Source organism: Ensifer sp. 22460 (genome assembly GCF_052044935.1).
GTDB lineage: Bacteria > Pseudomonadota > Alphaproteobacteria > Rhizobiales > Rhizobiaceae > Ensifer.
In genome coordinates this window covers 231,037-248,898 of sequence record NZ_JBQENZ010000004.1, presented here as the reverse complement: position 1 = coordinate 248,898, position 17,862 = coordinate 231,037, and the positions used below count along the sequence as shown (strand labels likewise).

Below are 17,862 nucleotides of genomic sequence, written 5' to 3'. Positions count from 1 at the left end.
AGGGGAGCGCCTCTCCCTGGAGTCAATTTCCGTCGAGTCAGATGACCAACGGAGAGTCAGCCGTTCTTAGGAAACGACGTAGGGCAGCAGGCCGAGGAAGCGTGCACGCTTGATCGCCTGGGCGAGTTCGCGCTGCTTCTTCTGGGAAACGGCCGTGATGCGGGAAGGAACGATCTTGCCGCGCTCGGAAATGTAGCGCTGCAGCAGACGGATGTCCTTGTAGTCGATCCGCGGAGCGTTTGCGCCCGAGAAGGGGCAGGTCTTGCGGCGGCGGTGGAACGGGCGACGAACCGGAGCGGAAGAAACTTCAGCCATTGTCTTTATCTCCTAAAGCTTCTTGATTACGCGCGGTCTTCGCGCGGACGACGCGGGCGGTCTTCGCGGTCGCCACGGTCCGGACGCGGACCACGGTCGCCGAAGCTGCGCTCCGGACGGTCGCCATCGCGGCGCGGACGATCGTCGCGGTCGCGCTTCTGCATCATGGCAGACGGGCCTTCCTCGTGCTTCTCAACGGCGATCGTCATGTAGCGCAGGACGTCTTCGTTGATGCGCATCTGACGCTCGATTTCGTGAACAGCCGCTGCCGGAGCGTCGATGTCCATGAGAACGTAGTGAGCCTTGCGGTTCTTCTTGATGCGGTAGGTGAGGGACTTCAGGCCCCAGTTCTCGACGCGACCGACCTTGCCGCCGTTTGCTTCGAGCACGCCCTTGTACTGCTCGACGAGACCGTCGACCTGCTGCGGCGTGATGTCCTGGCGGGCCAGGAATACGTGTTCATAAAGAGCCATTGTGGCTTGCCTTTCTTGCGTTAATCAGCCCGGACCTCGGCGGCTAAGCCTCAACGACTGTTCTTAGTGGCTGACAGGCAGCCGGCAAGAAAGTGTTGTATCGAGACGGTCGAGAGCGGAGACACGGGAGGCCGGAAAGACTTGCAATCCTAACGGCTCCCCTCGAGGAAGCCGGCCCTCCGTTCAGCCACCAGCCAGAAGACCGGGCATTTCGAACAGCGCGCTTATACGCATTTTTCGCCGGAAGGCAAGGCTTGGCGCATCTTTTAGATATCTAGGCCAGCGCTTTGGCCTTCTTCCACTTGCGCAAACGCCCTGAGGCATTGGCGTAGGGAGAGGATGTGTTGAACTGAATCATGCGACCAAGCGTCCATTTGCCGTACCACGGCTTCCCGTAGAGCGCCTGGTCGTCCCGCGCCTTGATCAGCGCTTCCAGCGTTTCGTTGCTGCGTCGCAGGCGGGCGATGAGCTCCGTCGGCGAGAGAGCCCGGAAATCGGCATAGAACTTCTGTGCGAGCCTGCCGAGCTCGTTCCATTTATATCCGGTCTCGGGGAAGTCGACCGGTTCGCCGCGCTGATCGCGGTCGATCCACTTGATGACGAGTTCGCCCCAGCCGATGAGGTAGGCGACGAGATCGCCGACGCTCATCGTGGTGCCCTTGGCGTGCCCTTCGAGCGAAGGCTCGCGAAATTGGTCGTCGGAGACCTGTTCCAGTTCGCGCATCAGCTTGGCGAACTGGACGTCGATCGCCTTGAGCAACTCCGCTTTTGTCTGAGGCACGGCCATCGGCGATCGATTCTCGCCTTTAGATCGGCATGGGGTAGAGACGGTGCAGCCGCCGAATGCCGTTCACGACGTCCTGCGACAGGGTGAGGTCGACGGCGCCAAGATTGGTCTTCAGCTGTTCCATCGATGTCGCGCCGATGATGACGGACGCCATGAACGGCCGCGTCAGGCAGAAGGCGATTGCCATCTGAGCGGGATCGAGGCCGTGCTCGCGTGCAAGCTGCACATAACCGGCAACCGCCGGCTCCTGGTGCGGGGTGAACCGGCCGCCGAGGTCGCCGTTGATCGAGAGGCGGGAGCCCGTCGGCTTGGCGCCGTCCAAATACTTACCGCTGAGCAGTCCGGCTGCGAGCGGCGAATAGGCAAGCAGCCCCACGTCCTCGTGATGCGATAGCTCGGAGAGGTCGAGATCATAGGCGCGGTAAAGCAGATTGTATTCGTTCTGGACCGAGGCGACCCGCGGCAGGCCGTGACGTTCGGCCATGTCGATGAACTTCATCGTTCCCCAGGCCGTTTCGTTGGAGAGACCGATGGCGCGGACCTTGCCGGCCTTCACGAGATCGCCGAGCTTGTCGAGGATCGCCCTGAGATCGCCGGCGACATGCGCCTTGTCCTGCTTGGCCGGGTCGTAGGACCAGGCATTGCGGAAATGGTAGTGACCGCGGTTCGGCCAATGGATCTGGTAGAGATCGACGTAGTCGGTCTTCAAACGTCGAAGGCTGGCGTCGATTGCCTGTTCGATGCCTTCCGGCGTGGTAGGACCGCCATTGCGAATATAGGGCCGGCCGGGGCCGGCGACCTTGGTCGCGAGCACGACGTCGTCGCGGCGGCCGCGCTTTGCCAGCCACTCGCCGATGAAGCGCTCGGTATCGCCGTAGGTCTCGGACGAGAGCGGCGTCGTCGGGTAGAGTTCTGCCGTATCGATGAAATTCACGCCCTTGTCGAAGGCGTGGTCCAGTTGTTCATGCGCTTCGGCGACGGAATTCTGCGAGCCCCAAGTCATGGTGCCCAGGCAGATTTCCGAGACCCTGATGTCGGTGCGGCCAAGCGTGTTGTAACGCATTGAATGGAGATCCTTGTGAAAGACGTGCATCGGCCCCGTGGGAAGGGGTGCGCGCGCCGGAAATGGAGTGATAGCCTTCGCCCTTGGGAGTGTTGAAGGCAGGTCGACTTCGGGCGGCAAACTTACGCCTTGATTGGTGAAGATCAAGGGCAAAAGGCGGCTGCGGCTCGGTTCGGCGGGCCTTGCGCGCTTGACTCGCCGTTCAGGAATGTGAATGGAGAGGAAACCAGAGCGGGGCAAGAAAAAGCGTGTGCGGTTATCCGCCCGCGTCCCGCTCTAACTCATAAGAACCGATCACTATGATTTTGTGTCGATTCGACCCAAAATCATAGTGATCTAGGGAAGGGACTATCCCATGAGCATTGCATTCACGTTTCCAGGCCAGGGCAGCCAGGCTGTCGGCATGGGCAAGGATCTGGCGGACGCTTTTCCGGAAGCCGCTGCCGTCTTCGCCGAGGTTGACGAGGCGCTCGGAGAGAAGCTGTCCGAGATCATGTGGAACGGCCCCGAGGAAACGCTGACGCTGACCGCGAACGCGCAGCCGGCGCTGATGGCCGTATCGATGGCCGTCATCCGGGTGCTCGAAGCCAAGGGACTCGACATCAAGTCGAAGGTCTCCTTTGTCGCCGGCCATTCGCTGGGCGAATATTCGGCGCTCTGTGCTGCCGGCACCTTCTCGATCGCCGACACGGCGCGTCTCTTGCGCATTCGCGGCAACGCGATGCAGGCGGCCGTACCGGTCGGCAAGGGTGCGATGGCCGCGATCATCGGGTTGGAGCATGCCGATGTCGAAGCCGTCTGCCGCGAGGCTTCGGCACTCGGCTCCTGCCAGATCGCCAACGACAATGGCGGCGGCCAGCTGGTCATTTCCGGAGAGAAGTCTGCCGTCGAGAAGGCTGCCGCATTGGCATCCGAAAAGGGAGCGAAGCGCGCATTGATGCTGCCGGTCTCCGCACCCTTCCATTCGAGCCTGATGGCGCCGGCCGCCGACGCCATGCGCGAGGCTCTCGCCAAGGTCGAGAAGCACAATCCCGTCGTACCCGTGGTCGCCAACGTGCTCGCCGCACCGGTCAGCGATGCCGACGAAATCGCCCGATTGCTCGTCGAGCAGGTCACCGGCCAGGTCCGCTGGCGCGAGACGGTCGAATGGTTTGCCGCCAACAATGTCACGACGCTTTATGAACTCGGTTCCGGCAAGGTCCTGACCGGGCTTGCCCGCCGGATCGACAAGACTGTCAACGGTATCGCCGTCAATACGCCTGCCGATATCGACACGGCTCTTGCAGCACTGCTCGCGTAAGCCGTCGAACAAGCGCACCAGTTACAAGGAATCAATCAGATGTTCGATCTTTCCGGCCGCAAGGCTCTCGTCTCCGGTGCATCCGGTGGTATCGGCGAAGAAATCGCCCGCATGCTGCACGCGCAGGGCGCGATCGTCGGCCTGCACGGCACGCGCGTCGAAAAGCTGGAAGCGCTCGCCAATGAACTCGGTGATCGCGTGCAGCTCTTCCCGGCGAACCTTTCCGACCGCGCCGAAGTCAAGGCGCTCGGCGAAAAGGCTGAGGCCGAGCTTGGCGGCGTCGATATTCTCGTCAACAACGCCGGCATCACCAAGGATGGCCTCTTCGTGCGCATGAGCGACGAGGACTGGGATGCCGTTCTCGAGGTGAACCTGACCGCCGTCTTCCGCCTGACGCGCGAGCTGACCCACCCGATGATGCGCCGCCGTTTCGGCCGCATCGTCAACATCACCTCGATCGTCGGTGTCACCGGCAATCCCGGTCAGGCCAACTACTGTGCCTCCAAGGCCGGCATGATTGGCTTCTCCAAGTCGCTGGCTCAGGAGATCGCGACGCGCAACGTCACCGTCAATTGCGTTGCTCCGGGCTTCATCGAAAGTGCGATGACCGGCAAGCTCAACGACAAGCAGAAGGACGCGATCATGGGCGCGATCCCGATGAAGCGCATGGGCACCGGCGCGGAGATTGCGTCGGCCGTCGTCTATCTCGCGTCGAACGAGGCTGGCTACGTCACCGGCCAGACGATTCACGTCAATGGCGGCATGGCCATGATCTGATCCGGTTTCCGGGATGTGCCGCCCGCCGAGATTGTGCGACGGGTGATATTCAACGTCTCGGGACACCGCCTGCCAAATGCCTGAAATTCAATGTTGAGCAAGCGAATGTCAGGCATTTTCGGACTTTGCGGCAGACTTAAACCGTGTTAATCGGGCCATGACTGTTAGCAGTCGACCGGTCCCGCCAGGTGTCCGGCAGCCTTGGCTGCCCTGGGTTTGCCGCAGTTCCGGTTGGATGGATTGCCGGGTAGGCCGTCTTGGTCTATCAGGCTTACATAAGAGTACCGGTGCCGGAATAGGCGCCTACAGAAACGAAGGTCGAGGAACTCCGACATGAGCGATATCGCAGAACGCGTAAAGAAAATTGTTATTGATCATCTTGGCGTCGACGCCGAAAAGGTCAGCGAAGGCGCAAGCTTCATCGATGACCTCGGCGCGGACTCGCTCGACACCGTCGAACTGGTCATGGCTTTCGAAGAAGAATTCGGCGTTGAAATCCCGGACGACGCTGCTGACTCGATCCTGACTGTCGGCGACGCCGTCAAGTTCATCGAAAAGGCTCAGGCCTAATATCTGAGCGGCTACGGCCGCAGACGGGCCGCCGAAAGCGGCCCGTTTCAGCCCAGGGAAGTGGGCTGTCCCGCAAGCGCGGGTGCCGATCAGCAAGCGTTCTCCGCTTTTCCCTCTGATCGTGAATGAGAACCTTAAAATGGATGCCCGGATCGGGTTCGTTACACGTGGTCCGATCCGGCTCTGAAATTGAAAAGTCAGGGTGGGTCGCGGACTATGAGACGTGTCGTTATCACCGGTACCGGCATGGTATCTCCCTTGGGTTGCGGAACTGAGGCGACGTGGGCGCGCCTTCTTGCCGGGCAGAATGCTGCACGCAAGGTAACCGAATTCGAGGTCGAGGACCTTCCTGCCAAGATCGCCTGCCGCATTCCCTTCGGTGACGGCACCGACGCAACATTCAACGCCGACGACTGGATGGAGCCGAAGGAGCAGCGCAAGGTCGATCCGTTCATCGTCTACGCGATGGCGGCCGCCGACATGGCGCTTGCCGACGCCGGCTGGAAGCCGGAGACCGACGAAGACCAGATCGCGACCGGCGTGCTGATCGGTTCGGGTATCGGCGGTCTCGAAGGCATCGTCGAAGGTGGCTATACGCTGCGCGACAAGGGCCCCCGCCGCATTTCGCCATTCTTCATTCCCGGCCGCCTCATCAACCTTGCCTCCGGCCAGGTGTCGATCCGCCACAAGCTGCGTGGCCCGAACCATTCGGTTGTCACCGCTTGTTCGACCGGCGCGCATGCCATCGGCGACGCCAGCCGGCTGATTGCGCTCGGCGATGCCGACGTCATGGTCGCCGGCGGCGCGGAATCGCCGATCTGCCGCATTTCGCTCGCGGGCTTTGCAGCCTGCAAGGCGTTGTCGACGCAGCACAATGACGACCCGCAAAAGGCATCGCGCCCCTACGATATCGACCGTGACGGCTTCGTCATGGGCGAGGGCGCCGGCGTCGTCATCCTCGAAGAGCTCGAGCACGCCAAGGCGCGTGGCGCCAAGATCTATGCGGAAGTGGTCGGTTACGGCCTTTCCGGCGATGCCTTCCACATCACCGCCCCGTCGGAAGATGGTGACGGCGCCTATCGCTGCATGCAGATGGCGCTGAAGCGCGCCGGACTGACGGCGGCCGACATCGACTACATCAACGCCCACGGCACTTCCACCATGGCGGACACGATCGAGCTTGGCGCCGTCGAGCGCCTTGTCGGCGAGCATGCGTCGAAGATCTCCATGTCCTCGACCAAGTCGGCGATCGGTCACCTGCTTGGCGCTGCCGGTGCTGTCGAAGCGATCTTTTCGGTGCTCGCGATTCGCGACAATATTGCGCCGCCGACGCTCAACCTCGACAATCCGTCTGTGGAAACCAAGATCGACCTCGTGCCGCACGTCGCGCGCAAGCGCGAGATCAACGTGGCGCTGTCGAACTCCTTCGGCTTCGGCGGCACGAACGCCTCTCTGGTCCTGCGCCGTTACACGGGCGCCTGATCGGGGCCCTGGCAATCATCGGATCGATCCAACAAGTCGGTCCGATGATCCTGCTTTTGCCGCATTGCTCGCTACAAGCATGTTTTGGGAGGATGCGCCGCCATCGCGGCGGCGTTGCCGACCGCTATGTTCGCGCAAGGCATATCTGTCAGTTTGCCATTTAGCTATTGCCGGGAACATGTCGTTCGCCCCAGGGATAACCGAAGGCGGCGCGTTCCGAACGACTGCATGTCTCCTGTCTGGTTTAAGGATGAAGCAGGCAGCCATTTAGAGTGTTACAGCGACCTTAACGCGTCCTATAAGACGTGCGGTTCTGTAAAGTGTCAGGTCCCCGTCGCGTTCTCTTGAATGGACGGTGAACCGACACATTTCTGTGGTTCTTGGGTGCCAATGCACCGCGCCGCAGGTCTATTGTGTTGAAGACTGCGGAATGCCGCCCGCCAGGTCGGCGCCGTTTATGAAATTGACTTAAGCCTGCCATGGTCCAGTCCGAAATTCGCACCGGGGGCAGGATAGAGAATGAGGCTGCGAATTTCGGGTTCGGGATAATCGTGAGCGACTCAAACGATAACGGCGCGGCGCAATTCGGCCGCAATGAAAACGCGAGCAACGGGCCGATCATTCCGAAATCGGCAAACGAGGCACTGCGCCCGGAAAAAGTGCCACAGCCCCCGAAGCGGTCGCGCAAGGCGCGCAGCCAGGTGGTGATTTTCCTGAATTTCGTGATGACCATCATCGTCTTTGCGGCACTCGCTGCGGCCGGCACGGTCTACTATGCCATGCATCAGTACGAGAAGCCGGGTCCGCTGCAGGCAAACCAGAACTTCATCGTCAGGGGCGGCGCCGGCATGAGCGAGATCGCCAGCGGTCTCGAGCGCAGCAACATCATCACCGATGCGCGCGTCTTCCGTTTCGTCTCGGAGGCCTATCTCGACAACGAGACGCTGAAGGCCGGCGAATACGAGATCAAAGCCGGCTCGTCGATGCAGGACGTGATGCAGCTTCTGAAGTCGGGCAAGTCGATCCTCTATTCGGTTTCTCTGCCCGAAGGCCTGACCGTCAAGCAAATGTTCCACAAGCTTTCCGACGATCCGGTCCTGGTTGGCAATCTGCCGACCGAGCTTCCGCCGGAAGGTTCGCTGATGCCCGATACCTACAAGTTCACACGCGGTACCAAGCGCGGCGAGATCGTTCAGCAGATGGTTGCCGCCCAGAAGGTTCTGGTCGATCAGATCTGGGAGAAGCGTGATCCGAACCTGCCGGTCTCGACGGTCGAGGAACTCGTCACGCTGGCTTCGATCGTGGAGAAGGAAACCGGCCGCGCCGACGAACGGCCACGGGTCGCCTCCGTCTTCATCAACCGGCTCGACAAGGGCATGCGGCTGCAGTCCGACCCGACGATCATCTATGGCATTTTCGGCGGTGACGGAAAGCCGGCGGACCGACCGATCCTGAAGTCCGACATCGACAAGCAGACGCCCTACAACACCTATATCATCAAGGGGCTGCCGCCGACGCCGATCGCCAATCCGGGCCGTGCAGCGCTGGAGGCGGTCGCCAATCCTTCGCGCACGCCGGAGCTCTACTTCGTGGCCGACGGTACGGGCGGCCATGTCTTTGCCGAGACCCTGGACGAACACAACGCGAATGTAAGGCGTTGGCGCAAGGTAGAAGCCGAGAAGGCTGCGGAAGCCGCAAAGGCGGCCGCCGACGCTGGAACGGCCGAACCGGCAGCGACAGCAGCGCAGCCGCAATAAACGCCTGCATTGTGGACGGATAGATCACGGCGCGGATATCCCTTGCGGGATGCCGCGCCGTCGACTTATTGCTTCTGCTGAAACACAACGGAGGTGACGATGCCGCTCCAATCGATGACCGGCTTTGCCCGGAGGGAAGGCAGCAGTGGCCGCCGCCGTTGGGCCTGGGAACTGCGCTCCGTCAACGGCAAGGGTCTTGATCTCAGGTTACGCCTGCCGCAGGGGCTCGAGCGCTTCGAGCCCGAAGTGCGCAGGCTCGCGGCCGATTATTTTTCGCGCGGCAATCTCCAGATCGGACTTTCCGTCAGCGGCGCGGAAGCGACCGTCGAGGCAGTGGTCAATCAGGGTGCGCTGACGGCGGTCTTGAACCTGCGCGAACAACTCGGTGATCTCGTCGACCCGGCGCCGCTGAAGTTCGACACGTTGCTTTCCATCCGCGGCATTGTCGATTTTCGCGAACCGGAAGAAAGTGAAGAGGAACGCGCTGCGCTTGATATGGACATCCTCGAAGGACTGAGGCTGGCGCTTTCCGATCTCCGCGTCATGCGCGAAGACGAGGGAGCCGCGCTCTGTCAGATCCTGCTGGCGCAGGTTGAAGGCATAGAGACACTCACGGCGACGGTAGAGGCTGATCCATCGCGCAGCGCCGCGGCGATCGCCGATCGGCTCGCGCAGCAGGTGGCCCTGGTCATGGACAATGGCTCCTCGCTCGACCGGGAACGCCTCTACGCCGAAGTGGCGCTGCTTGCCACCAAGGCGGATCTTCGGGAAGAAATCGACCGGCTCGGCTCGCACATCGTTGCGGCGCGCGATCTGTTGTCGAAGGGCGGCCCGGTTGGCCGCAAGCTCGACTTCCTGGCACAGGAATTTAACCGAGAATCGAATACGATCTGTTCCAAGTCGAATGCGGCCGCCGTATCGGCCGCCGGCATCGAACTCAAGGTCGTCATCGACCAGTTCCGCGAACAGGTCCAGAATCTGGAGTAAAGCATGACCCCGGCGACCCCTTCGCCCATCAAGATTGCCCGTCGTGGGCTGATGCTCGTCATTTCCTCGCCGTCCGGTGCTGGAAAATCGACGATCGCGCGCAACCTCCTGGAAGCTGATCCGGAGATGAGCATTTCCGTCAGCGTGACGACGCGCCAGCGCCGCCCGAGCGAAATCGACGGACGGCATTATCATTTCAAGACGATCCGTGAATTCGAGGCGCTCAGGGCAACCGACTCGCTGCTCGAATGGGCCGAGGTGCACGGCAACTTCTACGGAACGCCGCGCGACGCCGTCGAAGCGGCGATGGCCGCCGGCCGCGACATGCTCTTCGACATCGATTGGCAGGGCGCTCAGCAGCTTCAGGAAAAGATGGCCGGCGACGTCGTGTCGATCTTCATTCTGCCGCCGTCGATGGCCGAGCTGCAGTCACGCCTGCATCGCCGGGCGGAGGACAGCGAAGAGGTGATTGCCACGCGGCTTGCCAATTCGCGCGCCGAGATCGAGCACTGGCGGGAATACGACTACATCGTCCTCAACGACGACCTCGACCGCGCGTTTTCTGCGGTGCGGGCGATTGTCGAGGCGGAGCGTCTGCGCCGCGACCGGCGCCCGGGTCTGTTTGACTTCGTCAACGGGCTCCTGACGGAGAACCCGTTCTGACAACTGCAAAAGTATGGCTCCTTCGGGAGCCATTTTCGAATCGCGCCATATCTCGCCCGACTGGCGGCTGACCGGTCGCGATTGGTCTCTCGCTTAGAGGCAGTTTGCCAACCGGCAGAACTCTTCCACCGAAAGCGTCTCGGCCCGTCGCTGCGGGTCGATATCGACCTTTGCCAACAGGGCCTCGCCGCCAAGCGGCTTCAGGCTTTGCCGCAACATTTTGCGGCGTTGGCCGAAGGCAGCGTGCGTTACCTTCTCCAGAGATGAAACGGAGCAGGGGATCGGATTTTCCACGGGCTCCAGATGGACCACCGATGACGTCACCTTGGGTGGCGGCGTGAAAGCTTGCGGCGGCACGTCGAAGGCCATCCGTGCCTCTGTACGCCAGCCGCAGAGCACACCGAGGCGCCCGTAGTGATCGTCATCCGCCTCGGCGACGATCCTGAGGCCCACTTCACGCTGGAACATCAGCGTCAGCGATTGCCAGAAAGGCGGCCAGCGTTCGGGCAGCAGCCAGTTGACCAGCAATTGCGTGCCGACATTGTAAGGCAGGTTGGCGATGATCTTGACCGGCCCGCCGTCGGCAAGCGTCTCGAACCGCGTCTTCAGGGCGTCGCCTTCGATCACCTGCAACCGGCCGGGATAATGCGCGCCGATTTCGGCAAGCGCCGGCAGGCAGCGGGAGTCGCGTTCGATCGCGATGACCTTCTTGGCGCCGAGAGCCAGGATGGCGCGCGTCAGGCCACCGGGACCAGGGCCGACCTCGATGACCGTCACGCCTTCGAGCGAACCGGCAGTCCGCGCGATCTTCTGTGTCAGGTTGAGGTCGAGCAGGAAATTCTGGCCGAGCGCCTTCTTGGCGTCGAGGCCGTGGCGCTGGATCACGTCGCGCAAGGGGGGGAGACCGTCGAGCGCGGCCATCAGCGGGTATCTCCTGGCATATTGGCCGCGAGCGTTGCGGCAAGGTCGAGCGCAGCTCTCAAGCTGTCGTCGCGGGCAACGCCCTTGCCGGCCAGACTGAAGGCAGTACCGTGGTCGGGCGATGTGCGGATGAAGGGAAGGCCGAGCGTGACGTTGACGCTGTCGTCGAAGCCGAGCGCCTTTGCCGGGATCAGCGCCTGATCGTGGTACATGCAGATCGCAACGTCGTAGGTCGCGCGCGCCCGATCGTGGAACATGGTATCCGCGGGCAGCGGCCCCACGGCATCGATGCCTTCAGCGCGCAGCCGGTCGATGACGGGGCGGATGATCGCGTCATCCTCAAGGCCGAGCGCGCCGTTTTCGCCGGCGTGTGGATTCAGTCCGGCGATCGCGAGGCGCGGGCGTTCAAGCCCGAAGCGGTTGCGCAGATCCGCCGCCGTTATCACGCAGGTGCGATAGATGAGATCCGGCGTCAGCTGGTGCGGCACATCCTTCAGCGGGATGTGGATCGTGACGGGGACGGCGCGCAGCTTCGGCCCGGCAAGCATCATGACAGGCAGAACAGGTTGCCCCGTTGCTTTCTCGGCGAGATCCGCCAGGTACTCGGTATGGCCCGGAAAGCGGAAGCCGGCATCGTAAAGGACTGCCTTGGCGATCGGGTTGGTCACGACCGCGGAGGCTTCGCCGGCGGTCACGAGCCGTACTGCCGTGTCGATCGCGCCGATGACGGCGCTGGCATTGGCAGTGTCGGGATCGCCTGCAGTGACCGGGTGAGGGCAGGCAAGCGGCAGCACCGGCAGCGCCGCATCGAACGCGGACATGGCGCCGGCACAATCCGTCTCCCGAAGGGGAACCAAATAGCCAAGCGTCGCCGCACGCGCGGCAAGCACCGAAGGATCCCCGATGAACAGGAAGGGTGCCGTCGCGTGTTCGCGGCGGCCAAGCCAGGCCGAAAGGCTGATGTCCGGCCCGATACCGGCCGGGTCGCCCATGGTCAGGGCGAGTGGTCCGCCGGTTGGTTCGCGCATGTTGCCGTTGTGCTTACTTGTTGACGATCTGCGCTTTCTTGCGCAGTTCCTCGAGGTATTTTTCGCTGTTCGGATCTTCCCCGCCGGCCTTCTTCTTGCCGATGTCCTCGGCACGGAAGACGATTTCTGCGGCCGTGTCGTCGTTGACTTCACGCTTCTTGCAGATTGCCAGGTACTCGACGCCCTTTTCGGTCACGCGGGTTCCGGTCGTGCCGTTCTCCCCGGCCTTCTCGACCAACGGCTTCCACTCGTCCGGCAGCTGCTGGGCAAGCATCCGGCCGAGACTGCGGATCGAAACGTCGCGATAGTTGGCGGCAAAGGTCTTCGACGTCTCGCAGCCCGGGAACTGTGAACGGGAGGCGTTCGCCTCGGCCTGCCGCTTTGCCGTGATGGCGCCGCGCTTCTTCTCGGGAATGACGAAGATCACCTGCTGCAGGAAGTATTCGGTGGTCACCGGCTTGTTGCCGCCGCCTTCCATCATCCGTTTGACGAGATCGGCGCCCTGGAGGCGGCTCGAATTGCCATAGCGGAAGTTGACCGCGCGGGGCCAGCTCATCTGTACGGCGATGAATTGCTTGAAGTGATCGGCGCCGACACCGGCCTGGTCGAGGATCTTGCCGAGCTGTTCCGCCGAAAGCTTGTTGCCCGCAGCAAAACGGGCATAGGCGGCATCGACGTCCTGCGTGCTGACGGATTGTCCGATGCGAACGATTTCGGCGCGCTTCAGGACCTCGTCCACCAGTTGCTTCTTCGCTTCCTCGGGGCCGCCCTTCTGGCGCTGAAGACGCAGGAATGCAACCCGCTTGGCAATATCGCCCGAGGTGATCACGGTGTTGTTGACCGTTACCTTGACCTGGCTTGCAGCCTGCGCACCGGCACATGCCGCGATGCTCAGGGCTCCGGCCACAGCCAATACCGAAAGCGTCCTCAAGATCGACATTTTCCCGCCCATTACCTTTTCCTGTTTGCCGGACGATCACCGCCGTCGGGCCTTGTCCGCCTACCGGCTTTGCGCCGTTGCCTTATCTTGTCGGAGGAAATGCATAATACATGCGGCCAAACGATGACAAGACCGTTTGAGCAGCCCAAAATTGCGCGAGGGGGCGAACTTCGCGTTCCGCCCCCTCGTTTCAATGATCTTAATAGTAATCCAGCTCTTCGAACTTGGTGTCGCCGACATTCACGTCACCGAGCGTACGGAAGCTGATTCTGGCGCCGATCGACCAATCGTTCGCCAGCGTGCTGCCGGTATCGCGTTCCTGCTTGTAGACAAGCGAGAACAGGGTGTCCTGATCGTCGTAGGTGATGCCGAAGCCGTTGCGCGTGATGACGTCCTGGTTGATGTCGTAAGTGATGGCACCAAAGACCGACCAGTAGTCATGGAACTTGTAGGCGGCCGCCGTCTGGATTTCGTCCTGGTTCACCTGCGAGCCATAAAGCGGCTGCGCTTCGATGCGTGTATAGGTCATCGCCGCCTGCCACGTCGTGCCGAGATACCCGACGGTCGCATCGGCACGGCGCAGTGCCAGATCCTTTTCGTCGAGGCGGCCCGAGAGGCTCGCCATCAGGCCGGACGGTGCGTCGATGCCGAACATCGCGACATAGTCCGAGCGCTTGGTTTCCAGACCGGAATTCGCGCCGGCCTTCACCAGGTCGTCGGTTGCGAAGGAGTTCAGGCCTCCGAGATGGAAGGATTGGCCGACGATGCTGCGCAGGCCGTAGCCACTGTCGAAGGTACCGGTATAGCGGAAGCCGACATTGGCGCGCGTACCACCTTCGACCCGGTCGAAGCCAGAGAACTTGTCGCGGTCGAAAAGGTTGGTCGCATCGAACACAAAGCTCTGGGCGTCTTCGTTCGGCAGGCCACCGGCGTCCTGTTCGTCAGGGCGTGCGTAGAGCTGAGCGATCGGCTCAAGCACGTGGCTGCTGTTTTCGCCGACGAACAGGATCGGGTAACGGGCTTCGAGACCGGCGGTCAACATGTGCCGCGTCGCCGCGTCGCTGGTGTCGTAGTCGCCGGTGTAGAGCGGTCCCGGCGCGTCCATGTTGAGGCCGAGGGCATCGCCGCGCGCCGCAAGGAGCGGCGTGACGACGAGACCGCCGGGAGCGATGAACATGCGCTTCCATTCAAGCTCGCCGGTCAGGCGGTGGGTCGTGCCCTCAAGGCCGCGGAAACGATTGACGACACCGGGGACGGTTTCGAGGTCCAGCCGGTTTCGTTTGACGTTCGTGAAGTTGACGGTTGCCGAAAGCTCGCCGCCCAGCACGGGCTTTGGCGCCTTGTAGGAGTAGTCAAGGACCTGCGTAACGGGTTGCTGGTTTTCATTGATGCTATTCGGGTCCGCGTCCTGAATGTCGAAGTAGAAGGCGCGCAGATCGAAGAAGTTTCGCTTGCCGAGGCCGGTCAGATAGGCCTGGTTGACATAGGTCGTGTTATCGAAGTTCGACAGTTCGTAGGTCTTGGCGAAGTTGGCATCCGACTGGACGAGGACGTTCCAGCCGAACGTCCAGCGCGGGTTGATCTCGAATTCAGCCCGCGACGCGATCATGCCGCGATTGGTCTTCATCGCGTCGACCGTGCCCGGCGTGAACTTGCTCTTGTCGAGCTGGCTGATGCCGGCAACGTTCAGCGTATGGAAGCCGTTGTGGAACCGCTGACGGAACTCGCCCTCCAGCAGGAAGCCCTGCCGGGTCAGGCCCGTCACGGTTGCCGTTGCATCCATATAGGGCGAGATCGCCCAATAGTAGGGGACGCCGACGCCGACGCCGAGCTTCTGGGCCGAGCGGAACGTCGGGAACAGGAAGCCGCTCTTGCGCTTGACCGTATGGTCGGGCAGCTCCATCACCGGGATATAGGCGATCGGCTTGCCGAAGAGTTCGAAGCGGGCATTCTCAAGCCGAATCGTCCGCGTGCGACCGTTCTGAACGACGCGTTGCGCCTTGATATGCCACAGCGAGCGATGCTCCGGCTTGGTCGAGCAGGGCGTGCAGGCCGTGTAGACGGCCTCGTTCAAGATGAACTCCTCACCGTTCCGACGCTCGCCGCTCGTGGCGGCAAGACGGGTCAGATCGGTGGTTTCGATTCGCATCTGCTCAAGGAAGCCGTCGCCGAAATCGTCGGTGACGTCCATCTTGTCGGCGTAGACGACATTGCCGCCCGGCTCGATGAACTGGATTTCCCCGGATGCATAGATGCGGCCATTCTTCTGGTCGTATTCGACCTGACGGGCCACCATCTTATAGCCGCCGTAGTCGATCTGCACGTTGCCGCGCACGATCACCTTCTCGGCGTCCTTGTTGTAAACGAGCTCATTGGCGGACAGAAGCAGCTTGGCGTCTTCTGGCATGTTCGGGCGCAGCGAATCGAGGCGGTCCGAAGTCTGCTGCGCCATCGCAGGCGCACTCATTCCCATGGCAAGTGTCTGCAGCGCCACGCCTGCAAGCAGGGTAGCGTTGATCAGCGTCATGCGTTTGCGGTTCACTACCGCCACTAGCCATCCTCCTGATTTAAAAGAATCGTCGAGCCCAGCGCCATCGCTACAACAACTGGCAACCAGGCTGCAACGAAAGGAGGCACAATGCCGCTGCTCCCGAATGCTTTGACAAGCACGGTGACGACATAAAGCACGAAGCCTGAAAGGATGCCACCGAGAATTACGGAGCTAGATTGGTTAAACCGGCTAAACTTGAGCGACACGCAGGCGGCTATCAGCGTCATGGCGACGAGAAGCAGTGGCAGCGAGAGCATCGAGTGAAATTGGGTTTCCATGCCATTGGTTGAAAAACCAAAGGAGCGAGCCACCTCGATCTTTGCCGGAAGGTCAAAAAACTGAATGGAATCAGCCTTTGCAAGACGTTCCTGAACAAACTCGGCTTTCAGATTGGTGCTGAGTTGTGCTGTTTTCAAACGCCGCGGCAGCTGCCCGTTTCGCGTTTCAGTTACTTCGTTAAGAAGCCAGTAACCATCTTCGAGTTTCGCGGACGTCGCATCCTGTCTCAGAATGATCGTTCCCTGTGGATCGAAGTGGATAACGGTGACGTTGAGGAGCGTCGTGCCATTGTCCTGGACCGAGCGCGCGCCGATGATTGTATCGGTACCGTTGTAGATCTGTCGCAGCCACGGAATCGATCCGGAATCCGAGGATCGCGAGGCGCCCCATTCCGCCAGCAGTGCCTCCCCACGCTTCGTTCCCCAGGCCGCCAGCGGGTTGAGCGCAACGACAGCGAGCACGCCGAAGAGGAAGGCGCCAAGGACGAAGGGACGCAGGAACTGCCAGACGGAAATACCTGCGGCGCGGGTCACGACCAGTTCGTAGCGCCGGTTGAGGGAGATGAGCGCCGCCATTGCCGAAAACAGCGCCACAAACGGTATCGTCTGCTGGAGGATCAGCGGGATACGGAGGGCGGTCATCAGCAGAGCGCCGGTGATCGAATAGTGCGGCAGGTTCGCCAGGCGGCTCGCCTGCTCGCTGAAGTCGATGATGAAGATCAGCGAGAAGATGCCGACGAGGAACCAGAAAGTGGTGATCACATAGCGGATGAAGAAATAGCGTCCGAGCGTGCCCATCATGATGGCTGCCCTCCCTCGGCGTCACGCCGCACCAGGCGCAGGCGAACCAGGAGATCCTGCAGCTTTTCCTGCCCGGTCATCGGGATATCCAGACGTTTGTTGCTCACCAGCTGGTGAATGCAGAGCCCGCCGGCTGCGAGCGGCACGATATACATCAGCGGCACGAACCAGATGGAATCCTCGGCGCTGTTGCCGGCATAGAAGGTCATCCAGCGGATGAGCAGCGCTGTTCCGAGCGCGCTCACCATTGGATGGACGCGTGCTTCCCGGTGAGAGCGCGCATCGCTGCTGAACACCAGTGCGATCAGGCCGAAGAGCAGCGGAAAGGTCCACTCCGTCAGGCGGCGGTTGATCTCGGCTGTGAAGGCAAGCGGATTGTTCTTGTAGACCTGATCGTTCGGATCGGGATTGAGAAGGCCGGCCAGGTCGCGGTCCTTCGCCCGGATCGTCGCCTCGCGCGTGGTCTTGGTCATGTCGGCGAGGTCGAAGGCATAGGAATCGAACTTGATGATCGAGACGCTGCCGTCAGGCAGTTTGCGTTGCACCTCGCCGTCCTTCATCACCAGCGCGGAGCTCTTTTCATCCACCGCGCCTTCGCGGGCGTAATAGACGAGCTCGAAGGCGGGATTGCGCGAATCGGCAACGAAGATGCCCTGCAATACGCCGCCGCTGCGCCGTGCTCCGACCTGAACGTAGAGCCCGTCGGCAACCTTGCGGAACGAATTCTCCTGAACGACCGACGACAGAAGGTCGGCGTTGGCGGTCGCCAGCATTTTGCGTACCGAAACGCGCGAATAGGGCTCGACGAAGTTGTCGACCGCGAAGGACAGGACGCTCAGGGCCGCGGCCAGATAGATGACCGGCCGGATGATGGCCATGCGCGAACTGCCGGCGGCGTTGAGCACGGTCAGTTCCGAATCGGTGTTCATCGTGGTCAGGGTCTGGGTGACGCCGATGACCAGTGCGAAGGGCAGGATGATCGGGATGACCGAAGGCAGGATGAGGGTTGCCAGTTTGGCGAAGGCCAGAACCGACTGGCCGCTGTCGGTAACCAGGTTGACGTTGGCAAGCGCCTGCGTCGTCCACACAATGCCGAGCAATGGCAGGAGTGTCGCGAGGAACATGACCAAGGCACGCCGGAAGATGTAGCGTTCGATCAGCTTCATGCC

General features: G+C 61.7%; 17 protein-coding genes. 7 read left to right on the top strand and 10 right to left on the bottom strand.

Annotation, left to right across the window (positions count from 1 at the left end; translation table 11 throughout):
* Window positions 1-66: 66 nt before the first annotated feature.
* The 4 genes from rpsR to ACTJKM_RS07075 all read right to left on the bottom strand — a co-directional run bounded on the left by rpsR (window position 67) and on the right by ACTJKM_RS07075 (window position 2,638).
* The gene (gene rpsR / locus ACTJKM_RS07090) at window positions 67-315 is read right to left on the bottom strand and encodes a 30S ribosomal protein S18 (protein WP_025426448.1); all 249 of its coding nucleotides are present in this window, start codon (window positions 313-315) and stop codon (window positions 67-69) included.
* Window positions 316-341: 26 nt separating this feature from the next.
* Window positions 342-788, bottom strand: a complete 447-nt coding sequence (gene rpsF, locus ACTJKM_RS07085; RefSeq protein WP_057252714.1) for a 30S ribosomal protein S6 — start codon at window positions 786-788, stop codon at window positions 342-344.
* 274 nt (window positions 789-1,062) lie between these two features.
* On the bottom strand, window positions 1,063-1,575 hold the full coding sequence (locus ACTJKM_RS07080) for a ClbS/DfsB family four-helix bundle protein (RefSeq protein ID WP_058329422.1): 513 nt from the start codon (window positions 1,573-1,575) through the stop codon (window positions 1,063-1,065).
* 19 nt (window positions 1,576-1,594) lie between these two features.
* Window positions 1,595-2,638: an aldo/keto reductase gene (locus ACTJKM_RS07075; RefSeq protein WP_058329473.1), complete on the bottom strand. Its 1,044-nt coding sequence runs from the start codon at window positions 2,636-2,638 to the stop codon at window positions 1,595-1,597.
* A 355-nt stretch (window positions 2,639-2,993) separates the two neighbouring features.
* Here ACTJKM_RS07075 and fabD point away from each other — a divergent pair, with 355 nt between their 5' ends.
* From fabD to gmk, 7 genes are all read left to right on the top strand, one after another.
* Window positions 2,994-3,938: an ACP S-malonyltransferase gene (gene fabD, locus ACTJKM_RS07070; protein ID WP_058329421.1), complete on the top strand. Its 945-nt coding sequence runs from the start codon at window positions 2,994-2,996 to the stop codon at window positions 3,936-3,938.
* A gap of 39 nt (window positions 3,939-3,977) precedes the next feature.
* Window positions 3,978-4,715, top strand: a complete 738-nt coding sequence (gene fabG / locus ACTJKM_RS07065; protein WP_058329420.1) for a 3-oxoacyl-[acyl-carrier-protein] reductase — start codon at window positions 3,978-3,980, stop codon at window positions 4,713-4,715.
* Between the two features lie 333 nt (window positions 4,716-5,048).
* A complete protein-coding gene (locus ACTJKM_RS07060; RefSeq protein ID WP_003531676.1) occupies window positions 5,049-5,285 on the top strand; it encodes an acyl carrier protein in 237 nt (78 codons plus the stop codon).
* A 216-nt stretch (window positions 5,286-5,501) separates the two neighbouring features.
* A complete protein-coding gene (fabF, locus tag ACTJKM_RS07055; protein ID WP_057252706.1) occupies window positions 5,502-6,767 on the top strand; it encodes a beta-ketoacyl-ACP synthase II in 1,266 nt (421 codons plus the stop codon).
* A gap of 551 nt (window positions 6,768-7,318) precedes the next feature.
* Complete coding sequence (gene mltG, locus ACTJKM_RS07050; protein ID WP_058320228.1) at window positions 7,319-8,524, top strand: endolytic transglycosylase MltG; 1,206 nt, start codon at window positions 7,319-7,321, stop codon at window positions 8,522-8,524.
* Between the two features lie 99 nt (window positions 8,525-8,623).
* Window positions 8,624-9,511: a YicC/YloC family endoribonuclease gene (locus ACTJKM_RS07045; RefSeq protein WP_058329419.1), complete on the top strand. Its 888-nt coding sequence runs from the start codon at window positions 8,624-8,626 to the stop codon at window positions 9,509-9,511.
* Window positions 9,512-9,514: 3 nt separating this feature from the next.
* Window positions 9,515-10,174: a guanylate kinase gene (gene gmk / locus ACTJKM_RS07040; RefSeq protein WP_057252701.1), complete on the top strand. Its 660-nt coding sequence runs from the start codon at window positions 9,515-9,517 to the stop codon at window positions 10,172-10,174.
* A gap of 93 nt (window positions 10,175-10,267) precedes the next feature.
* Here gmk and rsmA read toward each other — a convergent pair whose 3' ends face one another.
* From rsmA to lptF, 6 genes are all read right to left on the bottom strand, one after another.
* Entirely contained in the window at window positions 10,268-11,095 is an 828-nt protein-coding gene (gene rsmA / locus ACTJKM_RS07035; protein WP_057252700.1) for a 16S rRNA (adenine(1518)-N(6)/adenine(1519)-N(6))-dimethyltransferase RsmA, read from the bottom strand.
* A complete protein-coding gene (gene pdxA / locus ACTJKM_RS07030) occupies window positions 11,095-12,123 on the bottom strand; it encodes a 4-hydroxythreonine-4-phosphate dehydrogenase PdxA (RefSeq protein WP_057252698.1) in 1,029 nt (342 codons plus the stop codon). Before pdxA ends, rsmA begins: the two co-directional genes overlap by 1 nt.
* Before the next feature lie 13 nt (window positions 12,124-12,136).
* Entirely contained in the window at window positions 12,137-13,075 is a 939-nt protein-coding gene (locus ACTJKM_RS07025) for a peptidylprolyl isomerase (protein WP_057252696.1), read from the bottom strand.
* Window positions 13,076-13,262: 187 nt separating this feature from the next.
* A complete protein-coding gene (locus tag ACTJKM_RS07020) occupies window positions 13,263-15,614 on the bottom strand; it encodes an LPS-assembly protein LptD (protein WP_058320227.1) in 2,352 nt (783 codons plus the stop codon).
* Window positions 15,614-16,696 (bottom strand): LPS export ABC transporter permease LptG, encoded by a 1,083-nt coding sequence (gene lptG, locus ACTJKM_RS07015; protein ID WP_058320226.1) that lies wholly within the window; start codon window positions 16,694-16,696, stop codon window positions 15,614-15,616. Before lptG ends, ACTJKM_RS07020 begins: the two co-directional genes overlap by 1 nt.
* Window positions 16,690-17,859, bottom strand: a complete 1,170-nt coding sequence (lptF, locus tag ACTJKM_RS07010) for an LPS export ABC transporter permease LptF (RefSeq protein ID WP_058329472.1) — start codon at window positions 17,857-17,859, stop codon at window positions 16,690-16,692. The genes lptG and lptF overlap by 7 nt, the downstream gene beginning before the upstream one ends.
* Window positions 17,860-17,862: the final 3 nt, after the last annotated feature.